General features: G+C 60.2%; 31 protein-coding genes. 12 read left to right on the top strand and 19 right to left on the bottom strand.

Annotation, left to right across the window (positions count from 1 at the left end):
• The first annotated feature begins 5 nt into the window (after positions 1 to 5).
• Positions 6 to 446, top strand: coding sequence for a PACE efflux transporter (locus B9Z47_RS07800; protein ID WP_108330638.1), 441 nt, complete (start codon positions 6 to 8; stop codon positions 444 to 446).
• Positions 447 to 489: 43 nt separating this feature from the next.
• On the opposite strand, the gene B9Z47_RS07795 is transcribed toward B9Z47_RS07800, so the two are convergent.
• Together B9Z47_RS07795 and B9Z47_RS07790 are read right to left on the bottom strand one after the other, a co-directional pair.
• Positions 490 to 810 (bottom strand): type II toxin-antitoxin system PemK/MazF family toxin, encoded by a 321-nt coding sequence (locus tag B9Z47_RS07795; RefSeq protein WP_108330637.1) that lies wholly within the window; start codon positions 808 to 810, stop codon positions 490 to 492.
• On the bottom strand, positions 804 to 1,058 hold the full coding sequence (locus B9Z47_RS07790; RefSeq protein ID WP_108330636.1) for an AbrB/MazE/SpoVT family DNA-binding domain-containing protein: 255 nt from the start codon (positions 1,056 to 1,058) through the stop codon (positions 804 to 806). The genes B9Z47_RS07795 and B9Z47_RS07790 overlap by 7 nt, the downstream gene beginning before the upstream one ends.
• 106 nt (positions 1,059 to 1,164) lie before the next feature.
• On the opposite strand from B9Z47_RS07790, the gene B9Z47_RS07785 reads away from it, so the two are divergent.
• The 5 genes from B9Z47_RS07785 to B9Z47_RS07770 all read left to right on the top strand — a co-directional run bounded on the left by B9Z47_RS07785 (position 1,165) and on the right by B9Z47_RS07770 (position 4,265).
• The gene (locus tag B9Z47_RS07785; protein ID WP_108330635.1) at positions 1,165 to 3,219 is read left to right on the top strand and encodes an AAA domain-containing protein; all 2,055 of its coding nucleotides are present in this window, start codon (positions 1,165 to 1,167) and stop codon (positions 3,217 to 3,219) included.
• Positions 3,220 to 3,320: 101 nt separating this feature from the next.
• Positions 3,321 to 3,470 carry a hypothetical protein gene (locus tag B9Z47_RS18905; RefSeq protein ID WP_233253708.1) on the top strand — a complete coding sequence of 50 codons (150 nt, stop codon included), beginning with the start codon at positions 3,321 to 3,323 and terminating at the stop codon, positions 3,468 to 3,470.
• Between the two features lie 9 nt (positions 3,471 to 3,479).
• Positions 3,480 to 3,680 (top strand): type II toxin-antitoxin system RelE/ParE family toxin, encoded by a 201-nt coding sequence (locus tag B9Z47_RS07780; protein WP_233253707.1) that lies wholly within the window; start codon positions 3,480 to 3,482, stop codon positions 3,678 to 3,680.
• Positions 3,677 to 3,964 (top strand): helix-turn-helix domain-containing protein, encoded by a 288-nt coding sequence (locus tag B9Z47_RS07775; protein WP_108330634.1) that lies wholly within the window; start codon positions 3,677 to 3,679, stop codon positions 3,962 to 3,964. The genes B9Z47_RS07780 and B9Z47_RS07775 overlap by 4 nt, the downstream gene beginning before the upstream one ends.
• Before the next feature lie 25 nt (positions 3,965 to 3,989).
• Entirely contained in the window at positions 3,990 to 4,265 is a 276-nt protein-coding gene (locus tag B9Z47_RS07770) for a C-terminal helicase domain-containing protein (protein ID WP_233253706.1), read from the top strand.
• A 19-nt stretch (positions 4,266 to 4,284) separates the two neighbouring features.
• On the opposite strand, the gene B9Z47_RS07765 is transcribed toward B9Z47_RS07770, so the two are convergent.
• On the bottom strand, positions 4,285 to 4,608 hold the full coding sequence (locus B9Z47_RS07765; protein ID WP_100171898.1) for a DNA-binding protein: 324 nt from the start codon (positions 4,606 to 4,608) through the stop codon (positions 4,285 to 4,287).
• A gap of 294 nt (positions 4,609 to 4,902) precedes the next feature.
• Here B9Z47_RS07765 and B9Z47_RS07760 point away from each other — a divergent pair, with 294 nt between their 5' ends.
• Entirely contained in the window at positions 4,903 to 6,309 is a 1,407-nt protein-coding gene (locus B9Z47_RS07760) for a Fic family protein (protein ID WP_108330633.1), read from the top strand.
• 190 nt (positions 6,310 to 6,499) lie between these two features.
• On the opposite strand, the gene B9Z47_RS07755 is transcribed toward B9Z47_RS07760, so the two are convergent.
• The 6 genes from B9Z47_RS07755 to B9Z47_RS19200 form a co-directional block, all read right to left on the bottom strand.
• Positions 6,500 to 7,552, bottom strand: coding sequence for a histone deacetylase family protein (locus B9Z47_RS07755; protein ID WP_108330632.1), 1,053 nt, complete (start codon positions 7,550 to 7,552; stop codon positions 6,500 to 6,502).
• A gap of 141 nt (positions 7,553 to 7,693) precedes the next feature.
• Positions 7,694 to 8,773 (bottom strand): SWIM zinc finger family protein, encoded by a 1,080-nt coding sequence (locus tag B9Z47_RS07750; protein ID WP_108330631.1) that lies wholly within the window; start codon positions 8,771 to 8,773, stop codon positions 7,694 to 7,696.
• A gap of 36 nt (positions 8,774 to 8,809) precedes the next feature.
• The gene (locus tag B9Z47_RS07745) at positions 8,810 to 11,536 is read right to left on the bottom strand and encodes a DEAD/DEAH box helicase (RefSeq protein WP_369911869.1); all 2,727 of its coding nucleotides are present in this window, start codon (positions 11,534 to 11,536) and stop codon (positions 8,810 to 8,812) included.
• Positions 11,537 to 11,941: 405 nt separating this feature from the next.
• Positions 11,942 to 12,283, bottom strand: a complete 342-nt coding sequence (locus tag B9Z47_RS07740) for an antibiotic biosynthesis monooxygenase (protein ID WP_108330629.1) — start codon at positions 12,281 to 12,283, stop codon at positions 11,942 to 11,944.
• Positions 12,284 to 12,506: 223 nt separating this feature from the next.
• The gene (locus B9Z47_RS07735; RefSeq protein ID WP_199226296.1) at positions 12,507 to 12,758 is read right to left on the bottom strand and encodes a hypothetical protein; all 252 of its coding nucleotides are present in this window, start codon (positions 12,756 to 12,758) and stop codon (positions 12,507 to 12,509) included.
• The gene (locus B9Z47_RS19200; RefSeq protein WP_369911914.1) at positions 12,745 to 12,834 is read right to left on the bottom strand and encodes a hypothetical protein; all 90 of its coding nucleotides are present in this window, start codon (positions 12,832 to 12,834) and stop codon (positions 12,745 to 12,747) included. The genes B9Z47_RS07735 and B9Z47_RS19200 overlap by 14 nt, the downstream gene beginning before the upstream one ends.
• A gap of 122 nt (positions 12,835 to 12,956) precedes the next feature.
• Between B9Z47_RS19200 and B9Z47_RS07725 the strand changes: the two genes are divergently transcribed.
• On the top strand, positions 12,957 to 13,214 hold the full coding sequence (locus B9Z47_RS07725) for a type II toxin-antitoxin system Phd/YefM family antitoxin (protein ID WP_108330627.1): 258 nt from the start codon (positions 12,957 to 12,959) through the stop codon (positions 13,212 to 13,214).
• A complete protein-coding gene (locus B9Z47_RS07720) occupies positions 13,211 to 13,627 on the top strand; it encodes a type II toxin-antitoxin system VapC family toxin (RefSeq protein ID WP_108330626.1) in 417 nt (138 codons plus the stop codon). The genes B9Z47_RS07725 and B9Z47_RS07720 overlap by 4 nt, the downstream gene beginning before the upstream one ends.
• 33 nt (positions 13,628 to 13,660) lie before the next feature.
• Here the strand turns inward: B9Z47_RS07720 and B9Z47_RS07715 are convergent, their stop codons facing one another.
• The 10 genes from B9Z47_RS07715 to B9Z47_RS07670 form a co-directional block, all read right to left on the bottom strand.
• Positions 13,661 to 14,503, bottom strand: a complete 843-nt coding sequence (locus B9Z47_RS07715) for an enoyl-CoA hydratase-related protein (RefSeq protein WP_108330625.1) — start codon at positions 14,501 to 14,503, stop codon at positions 13,661 to 13,663.
• 98 nt (positions 14,504 to 14,601) lie between these two features.
• Positions 14,602 to 15,960 (bottom strand): HipA domain-containing protein, encoded by a 1,359-nt coding sequence (locus B9Z47_RS07710; protein WP_108330624.1) that lies wholly within the window; start codon positions 15,958 to 15,960, stop codon positions 14,602 to 14,604.
• Complete coding sequence (locus B9Z47_RS07705) at positions 15,957 to 16,256, bottom strand: helix-turn-helix domain-containing protein (RefSeq protein WP_108330623.1); 300 nt, start codon at positions 16,254 to 16,256, stop codon at positions 15,957 to 15,959. The genes B9Z47_RS07710 and B9Z47_RS07705 overlap by 4 nt, the downstream gene beginning before the upstream one ends.
• 230 nt (positions 16,257 to 16,486) lie before the next feature.
• The gene (dinB, locus tag B9Z47_RS07700) at positions 16,487 to 17,719 is read right to left on the bottom strand and encodes a DNA polymerase IV (RefSeq protein WP_233253724.1); all 1,233 of its coding nucleotides are present in this window, start codon (positions 17,717 to 17,719) and stop codon (positions 16,487 to 16,489) included.
• Between the two features lie 153 nt (positions 17,720 to 17,872).
• Complete coding sequence (locus B9Z47_RS07695; protein WP_108330621.1) at positions 17,873 to 19,030, bottom strand: alpha-hydroxy acid oxidase; 1,158 nt, start codon at positions 19,028 to 19,030, stop codon at positions 17,873 to 17,875.
• A gap of 195 nt (positions 19,031 to 19,225) precedes the next feature.
• Positions 19,226 to 20,047, bottom strand: coding sequence for an NAD(P)-dependent oxidoreductase (locus tag B9Z47_RS07690; RefSeq protein WP_108330620.1), 822 nt, complete (start codon positions 20,045 to 20,047; stop codon positions 19,226 to 19,228).
• A gap of 14 nt (positions 20,048 to 20,061) precedes the next feature.
• Entirely contained in the window at positions 20,062 to 20,826 is a 765-nt protein-coding gene (locus B9Z47_RS07685) for an HpcH/HpaI aldolase/citrate lyase family protein (protein WP_108330619.1), read from the bottom strand.
• A gap of 33 nt (positions 20,827 to 20,859) precedes the next feature.
• Positions 20,860 to 21,765 (bottom strand): 2-hydroxy-3-oxopropionate reductase, encoded by a 906-nt coding sequence (locus B9Z47_RS07680; protein WP_369911912.1) that lies wholly within the window; start codon positions 21,763 to 21,765, stop codon positions 20,860 to 20,862.
• A gap of 11 nt (positions 21,766 to 21,776) precedes the next feature.
• Complete coding sequence (gene gudD / locus B9Z47_RS07675; protein WP_369911863.1) at positions 21,777 to 23,111, bottom strand: glucarate dehydratase; 1,335 nt, start codon at positions 23,109 to 23,111, stop codon at positions 21,777 to 21,779.
• Between the two features lie 90 nt (positions 23,112 to 23,201).
• The gene (locus B9Z47_RS07670) at positions 23,202 to 23,930 is read right to left on the bottom strand and encodes a FadR/GntR family transcriptional regulator (RefSeq protein ID WP_108330616.1); all 729 of its coding nucleotides are present in this window, start codon (positions 23,928 to 23,930) and stop codon (positions 23,202 to 23,204) included.
• A 135-nt stretch (positions 23,931 to 24,065) separates the two neighbouring features.
• Here B9Z47_RS07670 and B9Z47_RS07665 point away from each other — a divergent pair, with 135 nt between their 5' ends.
• From B9Z47_RS07665 to B9Z47_RS07655, 3 genes are all read left to right on the top strand, one after another.
• The gene (locus B9Z47_RS07665) at positions 24,066 to 25,049 is read left to right on the top strand and encodes a TRAP transporter substrate-binding protein (protein WP_108330615.1); all 984 of its coding nucleotides are present in this window, start codon (positions 24,066 to 24,068) and stop codon (positions 25,047 to 25,049) included.
• A gap of 165 nt (positions 25,050 to 25,214) precedes the next feature.
• On the top strand, positions 25,215 to 25,667 hold the full coding sequence (locus B9Z47_RS07660) for a TRAP transporter small permease (RefSeq protein ID WP_233253704.1): 453 nt from the start codon (positions 25,215 to 25,217) through the stop codon (positions 25,665 to 25,667).
• Between the two features lie 2 nt (positions 25,668 to 25,669).
• The gene (locus tag B9Z47_RS07655) at positions 25,670 to 26,953 is read left to right on the top strand and encodes a TRAP transporter large permease (protein ID WP_108330613.1); all 1,284 of its coding nucleotides are present in this window, start codon (positions 25,670 to 25,672) and stop codon (positions 26,951 to 26,953) included.

Here is a 26,953-nt window from a genome sequence, read left to right as displayed (position 1 = left end):
CCAATATGACCCCTACCACCCGCCGCGTTTTTCAGGCCCTTTTGTACGAGGCCATGGCTATCGCAGTGGTCGGGCCCGTGTTGAGCCTGGCCTTTGACAAGTCGCCCGCCTCCACCTTGGGCCTGGCGGTCGTGTTGTCGAGCATTGCGCTGACATGGAATTACGTCTTCAACTGGCTTTTTGAGCGCTGGGAGTCGCGCCAATCGGTGCGTGGCCGCTCTTTTGTCAGGCGGCTGGCCCACGGGGCGGGTTTTGAGGGCGGGCTGGTCATCATTCTTTTGCCCGTCATGTCGCTGTGGCTGGACATTTCGCTCACCGCTGCCTTGGTGGCCAATCTGGGCCTGCTGGTGTTCTTTTTCTTCTATGCCATCGCCTTCACCTGGTGCTTCGACCGGGTCTTCGGGTTGCCCGCTTCTGCTCAGGCGGGCGATGTCAAACAGGGCTGATCCTGTTCGCTGCGGCCAGAAAAGCCCAAGGGCTTTTGCCTTCTTACTCCGCGAACACTTCCTGCAGCGTGGCCAGCGCTGCCGCCAATGTCTTGGCGGATACAGCGCCCAGCCGCTTGACCAAGCGCAGCTTGTCAACCGTCCGAAGCTGATCCAGCACTATCAAGCCCTTGGTGCCAGCATGGGTCACAGGTACTCGAAACGGCGCAGTAAAACCCTTTGAGGTCATGGGCGCCACCATCACGGTTCGCAGGTTGTCATTCAACTCTGCCGGTGACATCACAACGCAGGGCCGCGACTTCTTGATTTCGCTGCCCACGGTCGGGTCCAGGTTCACCAGCCAAATGTCGCCGCGCTTCACCAGCCCAACTCCTCGTCGTCCAAGTTGTCGAACTCACCCATCAAAAGTGCATCTCCGCCTTTGGCGGACACGGCTGCAGCAGCCTCTGCCCATCCAGCACGCACGGACTTGGCGGGCTTTCGCAAGACGATGGTGCCGTTTTCCACTTCGATGATGGCGGTTGCCTGTCCGTCCAGCCCGACTTGGGCCAGAAACGGCTTAGGCAACACCACGCCTTTGCTGTTGCCGATGTTTCTAATTGCAATTTCCATGATAATCCTCCAGTTGCAACAATGTTAATCCATGCGAAGTGGATGGGCAATACCCAAAGTTGTAACAATGTGACCACATCATTGTGACGAAAAAGTCTCTGCACCTTTGGCTGACCAAGACCCCACCCCCACCGCCCCTTGCGCTCTCGAACGTGATGTTCAAAGTGAGCTGCGCCATGTGCGTGCCCTCATGCACCTTGAGCAACAGGAAGACCAGGCTCAGTTCAAGCTCAAGAACGCCAGTGCCAGCATCAAAGAGCGCCGTCGGCGTGGCTTGACTTGGTACCCCGTCACCATCACCCAAGAAGACATCGGGTTTGGCGGCAAGGTGGTGCTGGAGCTGGAGCGGCCTGCGCATCGGCAAGACCTGCATTTGTTTCAGGTGGGGGCGGCTGCGGCGCTGTTCAGCAGTGCGCCCGGCTACTCGGGGCCAGACCGGCCCGTGGTGAGTGGCGTGGTGACCCGCGTGCGGCGCAACAAGCTGCTGCTGGCCACCACCAAAGAAGCGCTGCCCGACTGGGTGCTGGACGGCAGCACCCTCAACGGCAGCACGTTAGGCATTGACCTGACGTTTGACGAGGTGAGCTACCGCGAGATGAACCAGGCCCTGAGCGCGGTCATGGCCGCACACGGCAACCGCTTGGCCGAACTGCGTGACGTGCTGCTGGGCGCGAAGGCAGCCCGCTTTCGCGAGCCCCAAGCCGACGACCTGTTTTACCCCAGTGCGCTCAACGACTCGCAGCTGGCCGCTGTGCGCCATGTGGTCACGGCGCAAGACGTGGCCATCATCCATGGCCCGCCCGGCACGGGCAAAACCACCACGCTGGTGCAAGCCATTTTGGAAACCATCCGGCGCGAACGGCGCGTGCTGGTGTGCGCCCCCTCGAACACCGCTGTGGACCTGCTGACCGAAAAACTGGCCGAGCGCGGTGTGAATGTGATTCGCTTGGGCAACCCCAGCCGCGTGTCGGAGCTGCTGCTCAAGCACACGCTGGACGCCGGGGTGATGGCCCACGCCAGCTACGCCAAGATGCACGCGATGCGCCAAACCGCCGAGCAGCACCGCGAGACCGCCAGCGAACGTGTGCGCAACTTTGGTTTTGAAGAGCGAGAGCGCCGCCAATGGCTGAGGGATGAAGCACGCACGCTGCGCCAAGCCGCCGACGATTTGGAGCGCTTCATGACCGAAGACGTGCTCGAATCGGTGCAGGTCATCACCTGCACGCTGGTGGGCGCCAGCCACCGCCACATTCGCCACCTGGGCTTTGAGACCGTCTTCATCGACGAAGCCGCCCAGGCCTTGGAGCCGGGTTGCTGGATTCCCATTGCCAAGGGTCAGCGCCTGGTGTTGGCGGGCGACCACCACCAGCTGCCGCCTACCGTGAAAAGCGGAAAAGCCGCCCGCGAAGGCCTGCGCGAAACCCTGTTTGAAAAGTGCATCCAGCGCCAACCCCACACGGCCCGCATGCTGAAGGTGCAATACCGCATGCACGCGCACATCATGGGCTTCAGCTCCGAGAAGTTTTATGGCGGCCAACTGGTGCCGCACCCCAGCGTGCGCCATGCCGACTTGGCCGCTTATGACCCGCGCTTTAATGACCCGCGCTTTAATGACCCGCGCTTTGCACCCGACCTGCCCGTGGAATTCATCGACACGGCAGGCTGCGGTTATCAAGAGCTGGCCATCCCCGAAAGCCGTTCAACCGCCAACCCCGAAGAAGCCCACTTGCTGCTGGAACGCCTGGCGCAGCTGCTGGCGCTGGGAGAGCCCGCCGAGCACAACAAGCGCCCGCTGACCATTGGCGTGATTGCACCGTACCGCGCCCAAATCAACTATTTGAAAGACGCCATCGAAGACAGCGCCGTTCTGAACGATTTGCTGCTGCAACGCAGGCTCAGCGTGGGCACCGTGGATTCGTTTCAAGGCCAAGAGCGCGACATCATTGCTATCACGCTGACACGCAGCAACCCCCAAGGCGAGATCGGCTTCCTGTCCGACATCCGCCGCATGAACGTGGGCATGACCCGCGCACGGCGCAAGTTGCTGCTGGTGGGCGATTCATCCACGCTTTGCAGGCATCCGTTTTTTGTGGAGTTGTTGGCTTATGTGAAGGGGGTGGGGGGCTACCGCACTGCGCATGAGGTGGGCAAACAGGACTGACTCGGGGATTGCTATTGCTGAGGTTGTCACGCTAAGCTAACGCATAAAAAAATGCCTACATGCTGACAAAGCATGGATAAAGCGAGACCTAGGGGAGCTGCATGAAAAAGCCAAAAGATAGCAAAAAGGCTATACTCGAACTCCATTGGAATGTGACCCTGCATCCACTGGCGGAGCGTGAATTACAGACCATCCCCGCCGATATGCAAGCTCGGTTTTTGCACATCGGTGAAATGCTGGAAGAACTATGACCGCAGCGTGTGGGCTTGCCACACATCCGGCCGCTGGAAAGCAAGCTGTGGGAAATGCGCATGACGGGCCGCGATGGCATTGCCTGTGCCGTTTACGCCGCCGTTCAGGGGCGCACTTTGCTGGTGCTGCACGTTTTTGTGAAAAAGACGCAGACCACACCACGAAGCGCGATTGAAACCGCATTGAAACGCCTGGAGGAATCGACGTGAAAAGCTTGAAAGACGTGAAAGCCCAACTTCTGGCCAACCCCGGCGTTCGCCAAGCCTATGACGCACAAGCGCCCGAGTTTGAGCTGGCCCGTGAAATGATTGCAGCGCGCACGAAAGCGGGCCTGACGCAAGGCGATGTGGCCGCACTTATGGGCACGACCCAAAGCGTGGTGGCTCGCATCGAAAGTGGCAGGGGCACGCCATCCATGCGAACAGTCCAACGCTTTGCCAGCGCCGTGGGAGCGCGTGCCGTGGTGCGCATGGAGCCTTTGACGGCTGCATGACCCGCTGCTGCAACGCAGGCTCAGCGTGGGCACTGTCGATTCGTTTCAGGGCCAAGAGCGCGACATCATTGCCATCACCTTGACGCGCAGCAACCCCCAAGGCGAGATCGGCTTCCTGTCTGACATTCGCCGCATGAACGTGGGCATGACCCGCGCACGGCGCAAGCTGCTGCTGGTGGGCGATTCGTCCACGCTTTGCAGGTATTCGTTTTTTGGGGAGTTGTTGGCTTATGTGAAGGGGGTGGGGGGCTATCGCACTACCCAAACAGCTGTTAGATGGGTTGCTTGTTTCACCTTTTAAGTCATGCAGTCTTTAAGGCTTATGCCAGCTCGACCACGCGAACATCGAAAGTCACTTTCAGCCAATTTCTGATGGCGTCGAAGATGGCGGCCAGGTTGTCCATGCTGGGGTTGCCTTTGGGTGAAAGCATGCGGTGCAGACTCTTGCTGGGTTTGTGAGTCAGTTCGGCCAAGCCTTCAAACCCGACGGTGGCGTTGACCAAATCGCGCAGAATCAACCGCGCCGAATCCGGCTCACCGCTCAAAAACAGTGTGGCGGCTTCGTCGAGTAATGCTTTGGCAAAAGCCGGATCACGTTGCACACGCTCAACCACGGTTTGCCTGAAATCACGCGTCAAGGTCATGTTGTCTTTCCTTTTTTGTTGCCAGCCAAGGCCTTCTTTCTGGCTTTGCTTGGGTCGCCGCTTCGTAATTTTATGGTAACGCTTGTGTTACTTATTTTTGGTATAGCGATCAGCGCTGCGATCAATGTGGGAGCCCCGCCCTCGGGGCGATGTGTGGCGGTCTGCTAGTCTCCATCGCGGCGAGGGCGCCGCTCCCACAAAAAAGCGCTCATGTAAACCACATCGGCCCGGATCAATGATTAGCCCACATCATTGCTTGCTAAATTGGCGCGATTATTTACAATTGCGCCAATCATGCCAGACTTCAACGCCCAACTCTTGACCGCCATTCAGGCTCAGCCAGATGGCTTATCGCTTGCCGATACCTCTAAAAAATGGCCCAATGTGCCACGACGTAGCTTGCAAAGGGCTTTGGCCAAGTGGGTGGCAGAAGGCGAAATCGCGCCATTTGGCAAGGCGCGTGCTACCCGTTATGTGGCCAATTCAGGAATCGCGCCAAAAGTGGTGGCTTACGCTTTGCCCACGTCAGTGGGTTTGTCAGAGTCGTCCGCCTGGCGGGCCGAAGAAGAAATCTCTACCGGCCAGTGGCCGCTCTCACCCGACAGCAAAGACATCCGCGCCTATCTGGCGCAGCCCTGGAGCACGCGCCAAGCCGTGGGTTACCAGTCTGAGTTTTTGCAGGCCTACCAGCCCAACGTCACGTTTTATCTGCCCCAGCCTGTGCGGGCGCAGTTGCACCGCATGGGCCGCACCGGGCCGGGGCCGCAGCCTGCGGGCACTTATGGCCGCGCCGTGCTCGACCGTTTGTTGATCGATCTGTCTTGGGCATCCAGCCACCTGGAGGGCAACACTTACACGCGCCTGGACACCCGCGCTCTGATCGCCCACGGCCAGCAGGCGCAAGGCCATGGCGTGACCGAGACGCAGATGATCCTGAACCACAAGGCCGCTATCGAGCTGCTCATGGACAACGTGGCCGCGCCGCAGTTCAGCCGCTATGTGCTGATGAACCTGCACAGCGCTTTGTCAGAAAACCTGCTCGAAAGCCCCGAGGACGAAGGCCGCTTGCGGCTGCATCCGGTGCAAATTGGGCAAAGCGTGTACCAGCCGCCTTCGGGTCAGTCGCTCATTGGCAGTTTGCTCGACGAAGCGCTGGCCAAATTCAATGCCATCGAAGACCCATTCGAGCAGTCGTTTTTTGCCATGGTGCACCTGCCGTATTTGCAGCCTTTTGCCGACTGCAACAAACGCACGTCGCGTCTGCTGGCCAACTGGCCGCTGCTGCGGGCCAACCTGTGCCCGCTCACGTTTTTGGGTGTGTCGCAGGACTGGTACACCGCTTCGGTGCTGGGCGTTTACGAGATGAGGCGCGTGGAGCTGCTGCGCGACTTGTTCATGTGGGCCTATGAGCGCTCGACCAAGGAATACCTGACGGTCAAGTCCAGCGTGGTGGAGCCCGATGTATTGCGGCTGACTTACCGCGACGCCATTCGCCACATCGTTAAAGCCGTGGTGCAAAACCCCGAGCAAGATCCGCTGGCGCTGGTGGCCAACCAAGTGGCTTTGGCCGCGCCTGGCCCGGATCGTGAAAATGTGCGCGCTTTGGTCATGCAAGAGTTGCGGCGTTTGCACGAAGGCGTGCTGGCCCGCTATGGTCTGCGCCCCGAAGAGCTGGAGCGCTGGCGCAGCATTCAGGGGTGATCAGCTAACTGGTCAATGCATTTTGTAGGAGCGCACCCTGTGCGCGATGGTTTTCAGGGCGTGTGCCACGCCCATCGCCCACGGGGTGGGCTCTTACAAAATACTTGCGGCTAAATTTTCGGGGGCTCTGCCCGTAGGAGCGCACCCCTGTGGGCGATGGGCTGCATGGCCTGCGGCCTTACGCGAACACTCAGCCCACCAAACCCTCCAACACGTTCACCGTATTCACCCCCACCTCGGCCACGGCATAGCCGCCTTCAAACGTCAGCACCGTCGGCAAGCCCAGTTGCGCAATCGTCCGCCCCAGTTGCAAATAATCCGCACTGCGCAACTTGAAGCCCGAGATCGGGTCACCCTCAAACGTGTCCAGCCCCAGTGGCACCACCAGCGCTTGTGGCGCAAAGTCGCTCACCGCCTGCATGGCGGTTAGCAGCGTGGCCCACCAGGCCTCAAACCCGGTGCCCCGTGGCAGCGGCAGGTTCAGGTTGTAGCCCTCGCCAGCCCCCGCGCCGCGTTCATCCGCATGGCCCAAAAAGAAGGGGTACTCGGTGCGCGGATCGCCGTGAATGGACGCGGTGAACACATCGCTGCGCTCATAAAAGATGGTCTGTGTGCCGTTGCCGTGGTGGTAGTCCACATCCAGCACAGCCACGCGCTGCAGCCCGCCGTCGCGCAGGGCCTGCGCGGCCACAGCGGCGTTGTTGATGAAGCAATAACCGCCCATGTAGTTGGGCCCCGCATGGTGGCCCGGTGGGCGGGTCAGCGCCATGGCAAAGCGTTCGCCACCCAGCACCGCTTGCGCGGCGGCCAGTGCACAGGCCGCGCCCTCACGCGCCGCGGCCCAGCTGCCCGCCGTCAAGGGCGTGCCCGAGTCAAACGCGTATTGCCCCAGCCGCGCCGCAAAGTTGAGCGGCGGCACATCGGTGCGAAAGCCGTGCCGGGTGGCCAGCGGCCAGACCGAGGGCAGGGCGTCTCGCTCGGCATTGGCAGGGTCCAGCGCCACCCAGTCGTCCCACGCCCGAGCCAGAAATGTCAAATAGTCCGGCGCATGCACGCGGGCCATGGCGGCGTTCACATCCAGCGCTAAATCGGGCGTCAGCAACTGACCCACAGGGCGGCGCTGCAGTTCATCCAGCACATAGCGCAAACGGTCAGGCACTTCGTGGCAATCGACCAAGCGGCCCCGGAACATTTCTTGGCGGCCTGCGTGCTGGGCGTGGTGGGTGTTGTGGAAGATTTTCATGATCGGGCCAATAGGACGGAGGGGACGCTGATGATGCATTTCAGACTTCACAGGTCCGGTTCAATAAAAAATGGCCATTGAATGGATTTTGTTGGATGTGACATGTGCTTTCACGGATTCAATGGATGGCTTTCGACATTTTTAGACGTGCTGTTTGACAGCCTTTTTGGCGACGGTTTTCTTTGCAATTGGTTTTGCCGCTGCCTTGGCCGCTGGTTTTGTTGCAGTGGTTTTGGCTGCCTTTGCTGTAGCCGTTTTCGCAGTGGTTTTCGTGGCTTTTTTGGCAGTTACTTTGGCCGCTGGTTTTGTTGCAGCGGTTTTGGCTGTCGTTTTTGCTGCCTTTGTTGCAGCCCTTTTTGTCGTTGTTTTCGCAGGGGTTTTTGTGGATTTTTGAGCAGTTGCTTTGGTCTCTGCTTTGGCCGCTGTTTTCGCTTTCGATGCCACCTTGACGGGCGCTTTCGCCCGCGTGGTTTTTGGTTTGGCAGGCGCTGTATCCACTCCCAAATCCCCCCCCAAATCCATATCCAAGCCAAACACATCGCCCAGGTCGCTGGCGTCCATTACTTTGCTGGATTTGGTTTTGCTGGCAGACGGTTGGGCAACGCTGGCCTGTGCGACCAAGTCCAGGGCGTTTACATGGCGCAGCTTGAACAGCAGTTCGGGCTGTTGGTCCAATCTGGCGCCTACGCCGTAGAACACTGCGGCCACGTGTTTGCACATGCCCGCCCAATCGGGGCAACTGCATTCAAACTTGAGTTCTTTGGGCGAGGGGAACAGCCCGGTGGTGGGTGCGCAAATGCGCTCCATGACCGCTTTGGACAGTTTGCCTTGCAGCAGTTCAATCAGCGATGCGACGGAGTTCGAGCAGTCTGCGCACACGGCTTTCCAGCGCGGCTCTGGCAGGGCTTGGATGGTGATGCTGACCTCGTAGAGTGATGAGCCCATGACCAAGGCCTGCACGCTGCCTGTGTTGACTTGCAGGTCGATCACCGTGCCGTTGCGCACGTAGCTGCGCCCACGCGGCAAGCGGCTCTCGTAGTCGCTGTATTGTTCCAAATTGCTGCACCACGCCTTGCCCCAAAAGGTTTTAGCGATGGCACCGCTGAAGGGTTCAATGGGCGCGTAGTTCGCGCCTTTTTTGTTGGCCTTGGTCACGGCCGTGAGCGCCTTGGCGCGGCGCGTGGCCACTGGTACATACGGCTTGTAGCCAAAATAACCCATGTTGGCGATCTCCTCTGAATAGTGGGTGGTGGACGGTTAGCCCTCTATGGCGGTGTGAATATCGAGCTGCACCAAATTGAGCAGCTCTTTATCGCTCAGCTCGGTGAGCTGCATTTCGGTCTCGTTTTGCAGCACGTCATTGACCAGGGCTTGTTTGGATTCGATCATCTGGTTGATGCGCTCTTCGATAGTGCCTCGGCAGACAAATTTGTGCACCAGCACGTTGCGCTTTTGGCCGATGCGATAAGCGCGGTCCGTGGCTTGGTTTTCGACGGCGGGATTCCACCAGCGGTCAAAGTGAACGACGTGCGAGGCGGCGGTGAGATTGAGGCCTGAGCCCCCGGCTTTGAGGGAGAGTATGAAGAAGGGCGTGGCATCGTCTTCTTGAAACCGTTTGACCAACTCGCGCCGTTGGGCCACCGGCGTGCCGCCGTGCAAGACCAGGCCTTCGCGGCCAAAGATGCTGCCCAAAAAGGCGGCCAGCGGTGCCGTTGTTTCGCGGAACTGGGTGAAGACCAACATCTTTTCTTGCTTGGCCGCGATGACTTCTGCCAACTCGCGCAAGCGGGCAAATTTGCCGCTGTTTTCTTCGTCCCATGCGCCGTTGCCTTGCCATTGCGAGGGGTGGTTGCAAATCTGTTTGAAGCGCATCAAGTACGACAGCACCAAACCGCGCCGCGCCATGCCGTCGGCAGTCTCCAAAGCCTGGGCCAACTCCTTGACCGCCGCTTGGTACAAGGCCGCCTGTGCGGGCCGCAAGTGGCACCAGGCATTGGTTTGCGTCTTGTCGGGCAGATCGCTGATGACGCGTTTGTCGGTCTTGAGGCGGCGAAGAATGTAGGGGCTGACCAGTGCCCGCAGGGGGCCGTAGTGCTTTTGGCTGTCCAGGCGCTTGGCGAAGTTGCTAAAGACTTTGGCCGATCCGAGCAGGCCGGGGTGCGTGAAGTCAAAAATAGACCACAGGTCAGACAGGCGGTTTTCGACAGGCGTGCCGGTGAGGGCGATGCGGCTGGCCGCGTTGAGCTTTTTGATGGTCTGCGTTTGCTTGGCACTGGGGTTCTTCAAGGCCTGCGCTTCGTCTGCCACCACAAGCCGCCAGCGCATTTGCAGCAGCGCAGGCAAACGCAGCAGCGTGCTGTAGCTGGTAATGACCAGATCGACCTGCGCGAAGGCGGCGGCTTCCAAGGCACGCAATGGGTCTGCGGGCATGGCCGACGGGTGGGCGATGAGAACCTTGAGGCTGGGGGCAAAACGCTGGCTCTCTGCATGCCAATTGGCCAGCAGCGAAGCCGGGGCCACCAGCAAGCAGGGCGCGGTGTTTTTGTGCTGACTCTCTTGCTTGCTTTCCCGTTGGAGCACCACCAGCAGGGACAGGATTTGCATGGTCTTTCCAAGCCCCATGTCATCAGCCAGGCAAGCGCCCAGGCCCAGCCGCGTTAGCAGGTAAAGCCAGCGCACGCCCGCTTCCTGGTAGGGGCGCAAGGTGGCTTGCAATTCGGGGCGCGGATCAATGTGGGCCAAGCCTTCGGGTCGGCGCAGGCCTTGCAGCGTTTGGGCAAGCCACGGCCCTGCGTTGACCTCAGACCAGTCGGCTGCGGCGTCATCCGTGCCATCGCCTGCATCGAGGGAGGCGCGTGCCGTCAGGCGCATGGCCTCGGCAAACGACAGGCCTTGGCTGGTGCTGATGTTTTGGATGTCGGTGAAGCGCTGTAGCATGCGTTTGAGCTTTTGCGCGTTCACCTCGACCCAGTTGCCGCGTAAGAGTTGCAGGCCATCGCCACCTTGGAGAAGCGCTTGTATTTCAGCCTCTGTGAGTTTGTCGTCACCCAGGGTGATGCCCATGTCGAAGTCAAGCAAGGCGTCCATGCCCAGCACTGAGGGCTGTTGGTTGCCAATGCTGGCGCTGACCTTGGGGCGTGCGGGGCGGCCTGCGGCCCAGTTGCTGGGGGTGCGCACCACAATGCCTGCGGCCTCTAGCTTGGGCACATCTTGCAAAAATGCATAGGCGTGTTCTTGCGTCCAGCGAAGCGGGTGGTAAATCTCGCCTTCGGTCACCATCTCCATCAACCACGCGCAATGCTCCGCCGCACGTTGCACGGGCACCAGCAGGTTGAGCAGTTGCGCTTGCTGCTTGCCGTTTGAGAATTCGGTCAGTGCGCGCGACAGCGGCATGTGCTGGGCTTTGCCGTGCGCGGACAGGCGCGAGGTGTAGGTGGCGAGGAAGGCGAAGGGTGAGTCCGGGTCTTTGCGGTTTTCTGCGAGATTGAAATGGACCCTGCCCACCTGGTGCCAGGCCGCGTTGCAGCTGTGCAGAAATTCGGCCACGCCCATGCGCGATGCGGCCAGCTCTGCACGCAGCGCTGCCTCTGTTTGCGCCCACAACTGCGCCAGAACGTCGGCATCGGCATACTCCGCCCCGCGCATGGGCGGCAGGTCAAGCAGCCAAGTCTCCAGCGCCGCCCGCTCGGGCACGGCGACCGTGATGTCCGTGACTGAGGTGTCGTCTGGCAAGGCACACAGACCTGTCACATAACGCGCGGCAAAGTCACGCCACCAAGCGAATGCAGCCGGCAAAACCTGCCCCACACCAGTGGCCCCCAAATGCAGCAGGCCGTGCCCCGTGCCTGCCGAAAAGGCCTTGTCCAAAGGCCCTTCCAGGCTCGCATCCAAGGGGGCGTCCAAGGCATAGGCGGCGTCCGAATCCGGGCCATGCAAGACCAATCGAAGGTGGCCTTGGGGGGAGAGCGTGAGGCGGGCACTCATCGGCATGCGTGCAAGCAGCGCACCCGGTCGAATCGATGACCCCGTTCAATGGGGTGGCTTGGTGGATCTTTTTGTTCGTACTTTGCGGACTGTTTGCGCCGTTGCGGCCCTTGACATACTCGAAACAACAAAGCAGGCATGAGGTCTTGACCAAGAGCTTGGTCGATGGATCAAAAAGAAGTCAAATTTACCATGGTGCGGCCAGCAGCTGGCCCGCTCAACTCCGTCAAAAATTGACGTGCCGACCTCGCTGCCTGCGCCATGTTTGACGTTAACGCCATGATGGCCGCCAACGCGAAAGTGAATGGACTGACCGCAGTTGCGCGGAATGAGGCTGAATTCCTGGCGCTGGGGTTTGAAGTGCTCAATCCATTGGACTCGAGGTCACGGTGCCCTGCGACTGATTCACGTCAGTGAGCTTGCATGGCGCTGATTGGGTGTGAGGTGCTGAAAGGCAGAGTCGCCGTAAGACTCGATGACCTCCGAGATGACAACGTGATAGCCCTTGTACCACTGGGCATATTTTTGTTTTGCCTCGATGTGGCTGGGATGGGTTCCCAACGCTTTGAGGCCATCCATGGTTTCCCAATAATAGGTGGCATTGCGACGTTTGCCATCGTCTGAAGCCCACTCTTCGACCCCGATAAAGCCGGGCGAGGCTTTAGCCACAGCATCGATGATGGCATTGAGTTCGTTGAACTCAGCGTCGTAGGATCCGGGCTCCCAAATGAATGCAGCACTGAACATGGTTGATGAATGAGGGTTGTGAACGGAGGAGGTAGCTTGGGCAGCGTGTGCTGGCTGACTTCGGTACCGTCGCGGGCGCAGTGCAGCACCTGCTTGGTGCCCCAGATGGGCACGGGCAGTTTAATAAAAGTTGCTTTGACCCCTTACCGGGCGGCGACCACATTGGCTTCGTGGGCGGGCAGCACGTCGTTCGCTAGGCCGTGGGCCAGGGGTTTTTGGAAACTCAGGCTGCGGCCTGTTTGCGCGAAACTTTGTTGGTTCGGCCAGTGATGCGAGCTGTTTCGTCTGCCAGAACCAGCAGGCCACGGAGCGCCTCATTCACCGCTTCTGATGTGGGAAATGCTTTCGCAAGTTTGGGCTCGATCAGGGCGACCGATGTGCCTTTGGTGGCAGCTTTGAAGAATTTGCCTCGTTCCAGCTTGGAGAAGTCAGAGCGCTTGTACTCTGCCCGCATTTCAGGTTCAACTTTCTTCATAAATTTTCCTTTCAGAACGGGTGACCCGTCGAGCACTGATGATTCGAATGGCGCTTGCACGGTATGTGTGTGACACAGCGAGCAAGCGCCCCAAACTTGATGCGCCAAAAGTGATGTACGGGACTCGCCTACAGTTTGCCTTGACAGGGGGGGTAATTATGAGCAGACTATATAGCTGACTAGTTTAAGGGGGCTGAGATGCACACATGGCCAGTACAAGACGCGAAAGCGCGGTTCAGTGAGTTTTTGGATGCGTGCCTGGTCGAGGGGCCGCAAATGGTCACCCGACGCGGTGCCGAAGCTGCCGTGCTGGTGCCCGTGCAAGAGTGGCGACGCATGCAGTCGGCAGCTCGCCCATCGCTCAAGCAACTTTTGCTCTCAGACCAAGCTCGCACCGACTTGATCGTGCCGCCTCGCGGTAAAGCCAAGCGTAGACCTGTGGAGCCGATGCTGTGACGCAGCGGTATTTGCTGGACACCAACGTGGTGTCTGAACTTCGCAAGCCGCGCCCGCATGGGGGTGTTCTGGCTTGGCTTGAATCGCTGGATGACGCCCAGCTTTTTGTGTCAGCCGTCACCCTGGGCGAAATTCAAGCGGGCATCGAGCTGACCCGGGAACAAGACCCCGAAAAGGCTCAGCAAATTGAAGACTGGCTGGCCTTGGTGGCAGGCGCGTACAACGTCTTGCCCATGGACGCCGCAGCGTTCACTGCTTGGGCGAAATTGATGCACCGAAAGTCTGACACCTTGTATGAAGACGCCATGATTGCCGCTACCGCGAAAGTGCACGGGCTGACCGTGGCGACGCGGAATGTGGCGGATTTTCAGGCGCTGGGGTTTGAGGTGTTTAACCCGTTTGCCCCGGTGTAATCAGCTTTTTTGAGTTGGGTTTGACGCCGTGCTTCAGCCAAACTCCCGAAACCCCTTGAGCGCTGGCAGCGGCCCAAAGTTGGCTTCGCGTTTTTGTTGCATGGCGCTGATGGCCTCGCGCACGTTGGCGTTGCTCCAGATCGCGCCTTGCAGCCAGCCCATGTGGCGCAGGCTGTCTTCGGTGCTGTGGTCGCGTGCGTAGTGCAGCACTTGCTTGGTGCCCCAGATGGCGACGGGTGGTTTGCTGGCGATCTCTTTGGCCGCTTGCAGGGCGGCGGCCACGGTGGCTTCGTGGGTGGGCAGCACCTCGTTCACCAGGCCGTGGGCCAGTGCTTTGTCGGCGCTCAGGCGTCGGCCTGTGTAGGCCAGCTCTTTGACCAGTGCCATGGGCAGCAGTTTGGGCAGGCGCTGCAGCGTGCCCACGTCGGCCACCATGCCGATGTTGATTTCCTGGATGCAGAAGAAAGCATCGGCCGAGGCATAGCGCATGCAGCAGGCGGTCACCATGTCCACCGCGCCGCCAATGCAGCCGCCGTGGATGGCTGCAATCACCGGGATGCGCAGTTCTTCGAGCAGGGTGAAGGTGTGCTGCATGTCGGTCAGCAGGTCGTACACGGCCGAGCGGCCTTCGGCGCTGGTGTCGTCCATTTGAATAGCGCTGCCAAAGGTTTGCAGGTCCATGCCCGCGCTGAAGTGTTTGCCGGTGCTGGAGATCACCAGAGCCCGGGCGGTGCCTGCCTTGTGGATATCGGTCAGCACCTCGTGCAGCTCGCGCCAGAAGGTGGGGTGCATGGTGTTCATCGCCTCGGGGCGGTTCATCACCAAGTGGGCAACATGGCCTTCAGTCGTCAAAGAAAAGCAGTTGAGTTTGTCCATGGGGTGTCTCCTTGGGCGGAGGTTAGCTCATCGTTGATGGGCCGCGCTGTCCCCGTTTTGACCGGAGGGTTTGTAGAGGGTGGCCTTGGCAAGTCGGGTCAGAGGTATTCGGCCTTGATGCTGGCGGCGTCTGCGACGAGTCGGGTCAGTCGTTGCGCCTGCTGGGCCACAAAGCTGGCGATGCCTTGGACAAATGCCTGTTCGTCCTCTTCGTAATCCGCCGCCTGCGCTTGTGCCATGGCCGCTGTTTCAGCCAGTTTTGCCAGGCGTTGGCCTTCTCGGCGCAGCAGTTTGCGGTCGATGCCGCAGCGGGTGGCGAAGTCTGCCAAGGCGAAGGGGCTCACCGCGTCGTGCTCGAAAACATCGCCATAGGCCATGGCCAGTTCGGTGTCGAAGCCTTGGTATTGCAGCACGCTCACCAGGTCGTACCAAGGGCTTGGCTCCAGCAAGCCACCTGGGCGCACGAAAAACGAAAAGTTCTTGCCGTGCGCATCGCTGTTGCCGATCAGGAACTGGAAAAGTGCCCAGCGCAGCATCGCCAGCCGCGTGCTGGCCTTGTTGCCGCTCAGGTCGGCGCAGGCAAAAAGCTTTTCGTAGCTCACGCCATCCCGGATGTTCCGCACTTCGGGAGCGTTGCCCAGATGGCGTTCGTATTTGTAGCTCACCGGCAAGTCGCAGGCCTGGCAGGCGTCGATGATGTGCAGGCGCTGGACTTGCACTTGATCGCCCGTGTGCTGAACCGTGCGGTCGAAGCGGCGCACCACCAGCACAGGGCGTGGTGTGCGCAGCAAGTCCACTTCGGCCACCGGCAGGCCCATGCGGCGGGCCAACGACATGCAAAAGTGCTCGTTGACGGCCAGGTGCGGCGTCTTGGGGTTGCCCGTGTCTGGTTTGAGGATGTGTGTGGAGGCCAGTTGTTGCCCGTCCACCAGGAAAAGACGGCCCCCATCCACCAACGGTTTGTCGATGTAAACCAGCAGCTTGTCTTGCAGGCCCGCGACCGACATGCGCACCTGGCCGTCCCAGACGGTCAGCGGCACCTGTTCGCGCTGGGCGATGCGGTCGTCCAGTTCGCTCAGCGGTATTTCGCGTGGTGTCGATGCCTTGGTGGTCGCATCTGTGGCTGCTGTTGCTGCATCGCCCGTGAAGCGCAGGGCACCTGCCGTCTCGGCACCCAGCGCCCAGATGAGGCCAAAGACATTGGTCTTGGTCAGGCCTTTGTAGGCGACCACCACGTCCAGCGCCCGGCCTTCCGGGAGCAAGTGTTCGATGAAGCGTTTGATGGTGGCAGAGGCGTGCACAGCGTGCCGCAGTGGCAGCGCAGGCGACAGCGGGAAAGCCTGGGCATCGGCGAGCCATGGCGGCGCATAGCGCAAGCCCCACTGGTCATCCCGGCCTTCGTGCTCGATGACCGCGACGGGGATGTTGTCAGCCCAGACATGCAGCGCGTGGGTCATGGCTTTTCTTCCGTGGGCGTTGTGGCGTTTGTGGCCGTGGCCTCGCGTACCCAAGGGTGGTCTTTGGGCAGAACCATCAAAGTCAGCCCCAACCCGTCCAGCACGGCCATGGCTTTGTTCAGCTGCACCGTGCCCTGGCCGTTTTCGAGCCGGGACATGAGGTCTACCGAGACGCCCAGCAGCCCGGCGGCATCGTCGATGCGCAACGCTTGGGATTTGCGTCGTTCGCGCACAACGGGGCCGAGTGCGCTGGCACTGTTCAAAAGCGTGGCTTGCCGAGCGGGCGTGTCATCCATGTTGAACTTTCAGGTGAGCGGTATCCGGAGCTTGTATCCAGCCTTGATGTGAATATTTCTGAAAATCCGAAATTATCGGATTTTTGTTAAGCCGTCAACAATAATTTCGGTATTTCAGAAATTCAATCAAGGCCACCCATGGATTGCCATTTGTTTCTGATATTCCGAAATTGAAGAAATCGCCGCCTAGGGGAACTCCGCCGCAAAGCCGTTGACCGGCGACATGCTTTTCAGTCGTTCGTGAACAGCAGCTGCGTTTGCGATCCAGGGCCCGGCTCTTCAGCCGTCATGGGTTGGTTGACCACGGCAGGGGCTGTCCCCGCCTTGACCAGCGAGCCCACCCGCACGCCCAGCAGCCGAATGCGGCGTGTCAAGTCCACCCTTGTCAGGCACTGCCCCGCGATTTGGCGGATTTGTTTGGCGTCGGCGGTGTACCCGGGCAAGGACTGGTCGCGGGTCACGGCCTGAAAGTTGTCATAGCGCAGCTTGATGCCGATGGTCTTGCCCTCGTAGCCTTTGCGCTGCAAGTCGGCCGCCACCTGTTCGCACAGGCGGGTGAACACCGCGCCCAGTTCGGCGCGGTCGCGCACGGTGTGCAGGTCGCGCTCAAACGTGGTTTCTCGGCTCATGCTGACGGGCTCGCTTTCGGTTTCCACCGGGCGGTCGTCTCGGCCCCATGCCGCTTCGTGCAGCCAAGCGCCATAGCTTTTGCCAAAGTTTTCAATCAGCCAGTGCTGTTCGCGTGCAGCCAAGTCGCCGATGGTGTGGATGCCAAAGCCCTTGAACTTTTCATCGGCCTTGGGACCCACGCCGTTGATCTTGCGGCAAGCCAGGGGCCAGATCAGGGTTTGCAGGTCGGCCTCGTGCACGATGGAGATGCCGTTGGGTTTGTTGAACTCGCTGGCCATCTTGGCGATCAGCTTGTTGGGCGCCACGCCCACCGAGCAGGTCAGGCCCGTGGCGTCAAAGATGCTTTTCTGGATCAGCCGCGCCAGCACCCGACCGCCTTCGCGTTGGCCGCCGGGCACGTCGGTGAAGTCAATGTAAACCTCGTCCACGCCCCGGTCCTGCATGACAGGCGCGATGTCGAGGATGATGCTTTTGAAGGTGCGCGAGTAATGCCGGTAGCGGTCAAAGTCCACCGGCAACAAAATGGCCTGCGGGCACAGCTTGGCCGCTTTCATCAGCCCCATGGCCGAGCCGATGCCGAACTGCCGCGCTGCATAGGTGGCGGTGGTGATCACGCCGCGCCCGGTGTAGCCCTCGATGCGCGGGAAAAAGTCCACCGGGATGCGGTCCAGCCGCTCGGCAAAGGTCTCTTCGGTCCACTCGCCGTCGGGGTAGGCCGCTTGCAGCTTGCCCAGCAGGTCGTCTTCTTTGCGGCGGCCGCCGCCAATGACCACGGGCAGGCCCTTGAGCTGCGGGTAGCGCAGCAACTCACAAGACGCGTAAAACGCGTCCATGTCGAGGTGGGCGATGCGGCGCACGGGTGAGGCGATGGCGGTTGACGTGGGCGAAGAAGTCACCCTTCAAGCATAGCGCGGCCCCGTGGGGTTTTGCCCCAGGGGGCTGCTTGAATCGGGCTCAAAAGGGCGCAGGCCCCGATCAGGCGTCGATCAGGTGCCGGTTGGGAAGGTGCCGGGCAGCAAGATGCTCTTGTCTACGGTGTCCATTTGCGTGCGGCCGCAAAAGGCCATGGTCAGGTCGAGTTCCTTGTGGATGATTTCGAGTGCTTTGGTCACGCCCGCTTCGCCCATGGCACCCAGACCGTACAGCATGGAGCGGCCAATGTAGACACCCTGGGCACCCAGGGCGCGGGCTTTCACCACGTCCTGGCCGCTGCGGATGCCGCCGTCCATGTGCACTTCGATGTTCTGACCCACAGCGTCCACGATGCCGGGCAGGGCTTCGATGCTGGACTGCGCACCGTCGAGCTGGCGGCCGCCGTGGTTGCTGACGATCAGCGCATCGGCACCCGACTGCACAGCCAGTTGCGCGTCTTCCACGTCCTGAATGCCCTTGAGGATCAGTTTGCCGCCCCAGCGCTTTTTGATCCATTCCACGTCGCCCCAGTTCAGCGCTGGGTCAAATTGCGAAGCGGTCCACGAAGACAAGCTGCTCATGTCGGCCACGCCCGTGACGTGGCCCACGATGTTGCCAAACTGGCGACGCGAGGTGCCCAGCATGCCCAGGGCCCAGCGGGGCTTGGTAGCGATGTTGATCATGTTGGCAATCGTCAGCTTGGGGGGGGCAGACAGGCCGTTTTTCAGGTCCTTGTGGCGCTGGCCGAGGATCTGCAAGTCGAGCGTGAGCACCAATGCGCCGCAGTTGGCCGCTTTGGCGCGGTCGATCAGGCGCTCGATGAAGCCCTTGTCTTTCATCACGTACAACTGAAACCAAAAGCCTTGGCCCGCATGCTGGGCCACGTCTTCAATCGAGCAGATGCTCATGGTTGACAAGGTGAAGGGCACGCCAAACTTTTTGGCAGCGCGAGCGGCCAGAATTTCGCCATCGGCGTGCTGCATGCCCGTCAGGCCCGTGGGGGCAATGGCCACGGGCATGGCGACCTGCTGACCCACCATGGTGCTGGCGGTGCTGCGGTTTTCCATGTTCACCGCCACGCGCTGGCGCAGCTTGATCTTCTGGAAATCGCTTTCGTTGGCCCGGTAAGTGCTCTCGGTCCAGGAGCCGCTGTCCGCGTAGTCGTAAAACATGCGCGGCACGCGCTTTTCGGCCAGAACGCGCAAGTCTTCGATGGTGGTGATCACGGGCATGGGCGAGTCTCCTGGGTGTGTAGAGGTGTGAAATGCTGCCCATCGTAGCCGTGGCGCGTGGTGCAGGCTGTGAAACTTGCCGCAGTGCGTTTGAAATTTCTTGTAGTGTTCCTGCGCGCACCCGCCACTTCAAATGCGGTCTGTTGTGCGTTCATCACCATCGCCTGCGGGCAAGCTTGGCGGCGTCACCGCCCTTCAACCGTGAGGCTTGGCCTTCACGAACGCGCCGCCTTGGTAAATCGCGGCCGGGTCTTGCTTGTCGATGCTCTGCTGGCGGGCTTCGACCGCAGGGCGGAACGCATCGGACGAATCCTGCGGGCGGTAGCCGATGTGTCTGGCGTGTGTGTTGTCCCACCAGGTGGTCTGGTTGTCCGACATGCCGTAGATGATGCTGTGGCCGACGATGGGTGCGGTGAGCGCAGCCACGATGACGCGTTCGAGATCGTCGTAACTCAGCCAGGTGGCCAGCATGCGGCGGTCTTTGGGTTCCGTGAACGACGAGCCGATGCGGATGCTCACGGTCTCGATGCCCCAGCGGTCCCAGTAGAGCTGGGCCAGGTCTTCGCCAAAGGCTTTGGACAGGCCATAAAAGCCATCAGGCTTGGGCGGCATGCGGGTGTTGACCACTTCGTCCTGACGGTAAAAACCGGTCACATGGTTGGAGCTGGCGAACACGATGCGCTTGACGCCCTTCAGGCGTGCCGCTTCGTACAGGTTGACCATGCCGACGATGTTGCCCGCCAAAATGGGCTCCCAGGGCTGTTCGGTCGACACGCCGCCCATGTGCACCACGGCGTTCACGCCGTCCAGCAAGGCCATCATCTGGTCCTTGTCTTCCAGGGAGGCGAGTTGGACTTCCTCTCCAGCCGTCGCAGGCTCCAGATCGCGGCGGTGGCTGACGCGCAGCACATCGCAATAGGCTTTCAGGCGGGGGCGCAGCACTTGCCCCAAGTTGCCGCCAGCGCCCGTGAGCAGCAGGCGGGGAAATCGGATGGTGGAGGCGGGGGTGTTCAGCATGTGTTGTCCGGTGTTCAGGATTTGAATCGGCCCGCCAGTGCGGTGGCGCTGTCGCGCAGCACGTTCTGGTCGGCACCCACGGCCACAAACAGGCAGCCTTGATCTACGTAATGTTTGGCCAGGGCTTCGTCGCCCGTCAAGATGCCAGCGGCTTTGCCGCAGGCGCGAATGCGTGCGATGGATTCGTCAATGACTTTGAGCACCTCGGGGTGCTTGGGGTTGCCCAAGTGGCCCAAAGCTGCCGACAAGTCGCCGGGGCCGATGAACACACCGTCCACGCCGTCCACGTTGGCAATGGCTTCGATGTTTTGCAAACCTTGCACGGTTTCGACCTGAAGCAGCACACAAATTTCTTCGCTGCTGTGTTGGGCATAACCCTTCACCCGGCCATAGTGGCTGGCGCGGGGTGCACCCGCATAACCGCGCACGCCGTGCGGCGGATAGCGGGTGTAGGACACCGCTTGTTGGGCTTCTTCTTCGTTTTGGATGTAGGGCACTAGCAGGGTTTGCACGCCCACATCGAGCAAGCGCTTGAAGGTCACCATGTCGTTCCACGGTGGGCGCACTATTGGCGTGGTCGGGCTGCCTTTCATGGCTTGCAATTGCGCCACGATTTCCGTGAGGTCGTTGGGAGAATGCTCCATGTCCAGCAGCAGCCAGTCAAAGTTGCAGTGCGCCAGGATTTCGGTGCTGATGTTGCTGCACAGGTGCGACCACAGGCCAATTTGCTTTTGGCCGGACTGGATGGCGTGTTTGAAATGGTTGATGGGCATGTCCATGGTGTTTTTCTCTTTTTGGGAATGGGGGGATGTTCAGTTGCCAGCAACCTGGAAATTGGCCGCGATCTCCAGTGCACGCACGAGGCCGGAGTGGTCCCATGCTGCGCCGCCGTGCGCCACGCAGGTGTTCATCAGTTGCTGAGCGTTGGCCGTGTTGGGCAGGCTCAGGCCCATGGCCTTGGCACCTTCCAGCGCCAGGTTCAGGTCTTTCTGGTGCAGCTCAATGCGGAAACCCGGGTTGAAGGTGCGCTTGATCATCCGTTCGCCATGCAACTCCAGAATACGGCTGGTGGCGAGGCCCCCCATCAGCGCTTGGCGCACTTTGGCCGGGTCTGCACCGGCTTTGGCCGCAAACAACAGGGCTTCGCCTACAGCCTCTATGTTGAGTGCCACGATGATCTGATTGGCCACCTTGCAGGTCTGGCCGCTGCCGTTGTCACCGATCAGGGTGATGTTTTTGCCCATCAGGGCGAACAGGGGATGCACTTTGTTGAAGGTGGCTTCGCTGCCGCCGACCATGATGGTGAGGCTGGCCGCTTTGGCGCCCACTTCGCCGCCGGACACCGGGGCATCCAGATAGTCGCAACCCAGAGCGTTGATCTTGGCTGCGAATGCCTTGGTGGCGATGGGTGAGATGGAGCTCATGTCTACCAGGGTCTTGCCTGCGCTCAGGCCTTTGGCCACACCCTGCTCGCCAAACAGCACGTCTTCCACATGCGGGGTGTCGGGCACCATGGTGAAAATGATGTCGGCGTGCTGCGCCACCTCGGTCGGGCTGGCGCAGGCTTTGGCACCTTGTTCGAGCACGGCAGCAGGCACGCCGCTGCGCGAAAAAGCAAAGACTTCGTGGCCGCCCGCGAGCAGGTGTCCGGCCATGGGCGCGCCCATGATGCCCAAGCCGATGAATCCGAGTTTCATGTTGTGTCCTTTGTACGGAATCGCCCGGGTGCTCAGCGCACCATGCAAGGCATCTTGTTGTTGAACTTCCAACCAGGGATCAGGTATTGCATCGCGATGGCGTCATCGCGGGCACCCAGGCCGTGTTGTTGGTAAAGCTGGTTCGCTTGCATCACCGCGTCCATGTCCACCTCGATGCCCAAGCCGGGTTTGGCGGGCACATCGACATAGCCGTCCTTGATTTGCAGCGGGTCTTTGGTGAGGAACTGGCCGTCTTGCCAAATCCAGTGCGTGTCGATCGCGGTGACTTTGCCGGGGGCCGCTGCCGCGCATTGGGTGAACATGGCCAGCGAAATGTCGAAATGGTTGTTCGAGTGTGAGCCCCAGGTCAGGTCATACATCTGGCACAGCTGGGCCACGCGCACCGAGCCTTGCAGCGTCCAGAAATGCGGGTCGGCCAGCGGAATGTCGACCGACTGCAGTTGGATGCTGTGGGCCATCTCGCGCCAATCGGTGGCCACCATGTTGGTGGCGGTCAGCAAGCCGGTGGCGCGGCGGAATTCGGCCATGACTTCGCGGCCCGAGAACACGCCTTCTGCGCCGCAGGGGTCTTCGGCATACGCCATGGTGTTACCGTGATCGCGCAACAGGCGAATGGCGTCTTTGAGCAGCCAGCCGCCGTTGGGGTCGAGTGTGATGCGAGCCTGCGGAAAACGCTCATGCAGTGCCACGATGGCCTCGACCTCTTCTTCACCGCGCAGCACGCCGCCTTTGAGTTTGAAGTCCTGAAAGCCATAGCGGGCTTGCGCGGCTTCGGCCAATCGCACCACGGCCTCGACCGTCATGGCTTTTTCGTGGCGCAGGCGCAGCCAGTCGTCGGCCTGGTCGGGTTCGCTGCGGTAGGGCAGGTCGGTTTGCTGGCGGTCGCCCACATAGAACAGATAACCCAGCATTTGCACCCGCGTCCGCTGCTGGCCTTCACCCAGCAGGGCGCACACCGGCACGTTCAGGTGCTGGCCCAGCAAATCCAGCAAAGCCGACTCCACGGCGGTGACGGCGTGGATGGTGGTGCGCAGGTCAAAGGTCTGGTTGCCCCGCCCCCCGCTGTCGCGGTCGGCAAACTGCTGGCGCATGGCGTTGAGCACGCGGTTGTAGTCGCCAATCGGCTGGCCTTCGATCAGGGGGCGGGCGTCTTCCAGCGTCTGGCGGATTTTTTCGCCGCCGGGCACCTCGCCCAGGCCCGTGCGGCCTGCCGAGTCGGTCAGGATGACGATGTTGCGGGTGAAAAACGGGCCGTGTGCACCGCTCAGGTTCAGCAGCATGCCGTCGTGGCCGGCCACAGGGATCACCTGCATGCGGGTGACGGTCGGGGTGTTTTGGGGTGTCATGGTGTTGGAACTTTGGTCAATAGACATCGTACAACTTGAGGGCCGCTTTTTTCATTGGGGAAAACGTGAGTGCCTTTGCGTTTGTCGGCCTCAGGTGCTGTCGGGGTCGCTTTTGCGCAGGCGCTCCCGGCTGTTGGCCAAATGGGTGCGCATCGCAGCGCGAGCGGCCTCCACATCTTGCGCGGCAATGGCGTTGTAAATGCTCTCGTGTTCTTGATTCACTCGTCGCAGATAGTTCTGCCTTTCGGGGTCGGAGCTCAGGATGCTGCTGATGCGGGCGCGTGGAATCACGCCTGCGCCCAGCGAGTTCATCAGGTCAGTGAAGTGGTGGTTTTGGGTGGCGCGGGCAATTTCTTGATGGAATTGGTGGTCGGCAGCCACAGCGTCCCGGCCTTCTTCGATGGCGCTGTTGAAAGCACTCAGTGCGGACTGCAGTTCTGCGATGTTTTCAGGCGTGCGACGCACAGCAGCCAGCGCGGCGGCCTCGGTTTCCACGCTGATGCGGAACTCCAGCAGGGCAATGACTTCTCGCAGGGTGCCCATGTGCTCGGGGCTGATGCGAAAAGACGGGTGTTCGCTTTGGTGCAGCACGAAGGTGCCGATGCCGTGGCGCGTATCGACCCAGCCTGAGGCTTGCAGCCGGGAGATGGCTTCGCGCACCACGGTGCGGCTCACGCCGAAGTCTTTCATGATGGCCGCTTCGGTGGGCAGTTTGTCGCCAGCATTCAGGCGGCCACTGCGGATTTGTTCGGTCATGGCCTGGACCAGCTGGACAGCCAGGCCGCCAGGTTTTTTCAGTGTGGTGCTCGTTGTATCCATGGGTAATCCCTAGCTGTCCGAATCTTGAAGCTCAACGATAATCATGGTTCAATTGTACGACAACTGATGACTTGGTTGAGGTTTTGCAAGGTTTCAGTTGATCTCAATTGCCTCAACCCATAACAGGAGACAACCATGAACTTTCGCAGAAACCTGCTTTCTTCAACGGCAGCCGCCATGCTGGCTTTGTGCATGGCCCCAGTGGCTTCGGCACAAACCGTGCTAAAGGCTTCGGACGTGCACCCCGCGGGCTACCCCAACGTGGTGGCGGTTGAAAACATGGGCAAAAAGCTCGAAGCGGCCACCAGCGGTCGCTACAAGTTGCAGATGTTTCCCGGTGGTGTCCTCGGCTCTGAAAAAGAGGTGGTGGAGCAAACTCAAATCGGTGCGATTCAGATTGCCCGCATTTCATTGGGCATTTTGGGGCCGGTGGTGCCCGATGTGAACGTGTTCAACATGCCCTTTGTGTTCCGTGACGAGGCGCACATGCGCGCCGTGATCGATGGCCCAGTGGGCAAAGAAATTTTGGACAAGATCACCAACAGTCCAGCCCGTCTGGTGGCTTTGGGCTGGATGGACAGTGGTTCGCGCAGTCTGTACACCAAGAAAGAAATCAAGTCACCCGCTGACCTGAAGGGCCTCAAGATCCGCGTGATGGGCAACCCCTTGTTTGTGGACACCATGAACGCCATGGGGGGCAACGGCATCACCATGGGTCACAACGACACCTACAGTGCCTTGCAAACCGGTGTGGTCGATGGTGCAGAAAACAACCCGCCGACCTTGTTCACAGCCAACCACTATTCGGCCGGCGTGAAGTATTACACCCAGACCACCCACCTGATCATTCCCGAGATTTTTGTGATGTCCAAAGTGAGTTGGGACAAGATGAACAAGGACGATCAGGCCAGCTTGATCAAGTTTGCCCGCGAGGCCCAAATGGAGCAGCGCGCCTTGTGGGACAAGAGCGTGGCCGAATACAGCGCCAAACTCCAGGCGGCCGGCATTCAGTTCAAGACAGTGGACAAAAAACCCTTCTATGACGCCACAGCCCCTGTGCGTGCCAAATACGGCAGCCAGTATGCCGAGTTGATCAAACGCATCGAAGCCGTCAAGTGAGCTTGAATCGGCAGCGCGTAGCGTGCTGCCGCTGTTTGGGACAGGGCAGACCCTGTCCCGGTTGTTTGTATGGACTCAATCTTCCTGAGGGCTTTGATCATGCTGCGTTTGTTTGATCGCCTGTATCTGTTGTGCATCTGGATATCCGGCCTCTCGATTTTTTGCATGAGCCTCATCATCCCTTGGGGGGTGTTCACGCGCTACGTGCTGGGCACAGGCTCCAGCTGGCCTGAGCCTGTGGCCGTGCTGTTGATGGTGACTTTCACCTTCCTGGGCGCAGCGGCCAGTTACCGGGCGGGATCGCACATCGCCGTGGGCATGCTGACCGATCACCTGCCCGAGCCCTTGCAAAAAACCTGCGCCGCGCTGGTGCATTTGTGCATGGCGGGCATCTGTGTGTTCGTCGTGGTTTGGGGTGGCAAACTGGCCACGGAAACCATGGGGCAGACCTTGGGTGATTTGCCCTGGATGGCGGTGGGCTGGACATACATGCCGCTCCCCTTGGGGGCATTCATGACCTTGGTGTTTGTGCTGGAGGTGCTGTTTTGGGGGCCTGCGCATGACCGTGCTGTGGTGGTTTTTGACCACGAAGGCCCCACATCGGCGGAGGCGATCTGATCATGGATGCATTGGTTCTCATTGGCAGTTTTGTTTTGTTGATGTTGGTGGGCATGCCGGTGGCGTATGCCCTGGGTCTGGCGGCTTTGTTGGGCGCCTTGTGGATCGATTTGCCGCTGGATGCGGTAATGATTCAAATGGCCAGTGGCGTCAACAAATTTTCCTTGTTGGCCATCCCGTGTTTCGTGCTGGCCGGCGCGATCATGGCCGAGGGGGGCATGTCGCGGCGTCTGGTGGCGTTTGCGGGGGTGCTGATCGGTTTTGTGCGCGGCGGCTTGTCGTTGGTCAACATCTTGGCCTCCACTTTTTTTGGGGCCATTTCCGGCTCGTCGGTGGCGGACACCGCATCGATTGGCTCGGTCCTGATTCCCGAGATGGAAAAAAACGGATATCCCCGACCTTTTTCCACGGCCGTGACGGTGAGCGGTTCCGTGCAGGCCATCCTGATTCCACCCAGCCACAACGCCGTCATTTATTCCATGGCCGCAGGGGGCTCGGTTTCGGTCGCGGCGCTGTTCATGGCCGGGGTGTTTCCCGGGTTGCTGCTGGGTTTGAGCCTGGCGGTTTATTGCCTGTATGTGGCGCGCAAGGAAAACTACCCCAAAGGCCGCGTCATCCCCTTGAAAGAGGCGCTCAAAATTTGCGCCGATGCACTGTGGGGCTTGATGACCATGGGCATCATTTTGGGGGGCATTTTGTCGGGGGTTTTCACGGCCACCGAGTCGGCCTCGATCGCCGTGGTGTGGGCATTTTTTGTGACCATGTTCATTTACCGTGACTACAAGTGGAAAGACCTGCCCAAGTTGATGCACCGCACCGTCAAGACCGTCACGATCGTGATGATCCTGATTGGCTTTGCCGCGAGCTTTGGTTACATCATGACCTTGATGCAGATTCCGCTCAAGATCACCACCGTCTTCACGGCCTTGAGCCATGAGCCCTGGGTGATTTTGGCGTGCATCAACATCATGCTGCTGGTGTTGGGCACCCTGATGGACATGGCGCCCTTGATCCTGATCCTCACGCCGATCTTGTTGCCCGTCATCAAAACCATCGGTGTAGATCCGGTTCACTTCGGCATGATCATGATGGTCAATCTGGGCATTGGCCTGATCACCCCACCTGTGGGGGCCGTGCTGTTTGTTGGCAGTGCTGTGGCCAAAGTCAAAATCGAGCAAGTGGTCAGGGCCATGAAGCCATTCTTTGTGATCTTGTTGTTCGTGTTGATGCTGGTCACGTACGTGCCGCAAATTTCGCTTTGGCTGCCCCGCACCATGGGCTTGTGA

The organism is Limnohabitans sp. 2KL-1, from assembly GCF_003063435.1.
Lineage (GTDB): Bacteria > Pseudomonadota > Gammaproteobacteria > Burkholderiales > Burkholderiaceae_C > Limnohabitans_A.
This window is presented reverse-complemented; position numbering and strand designations above follow the sequence as displayed.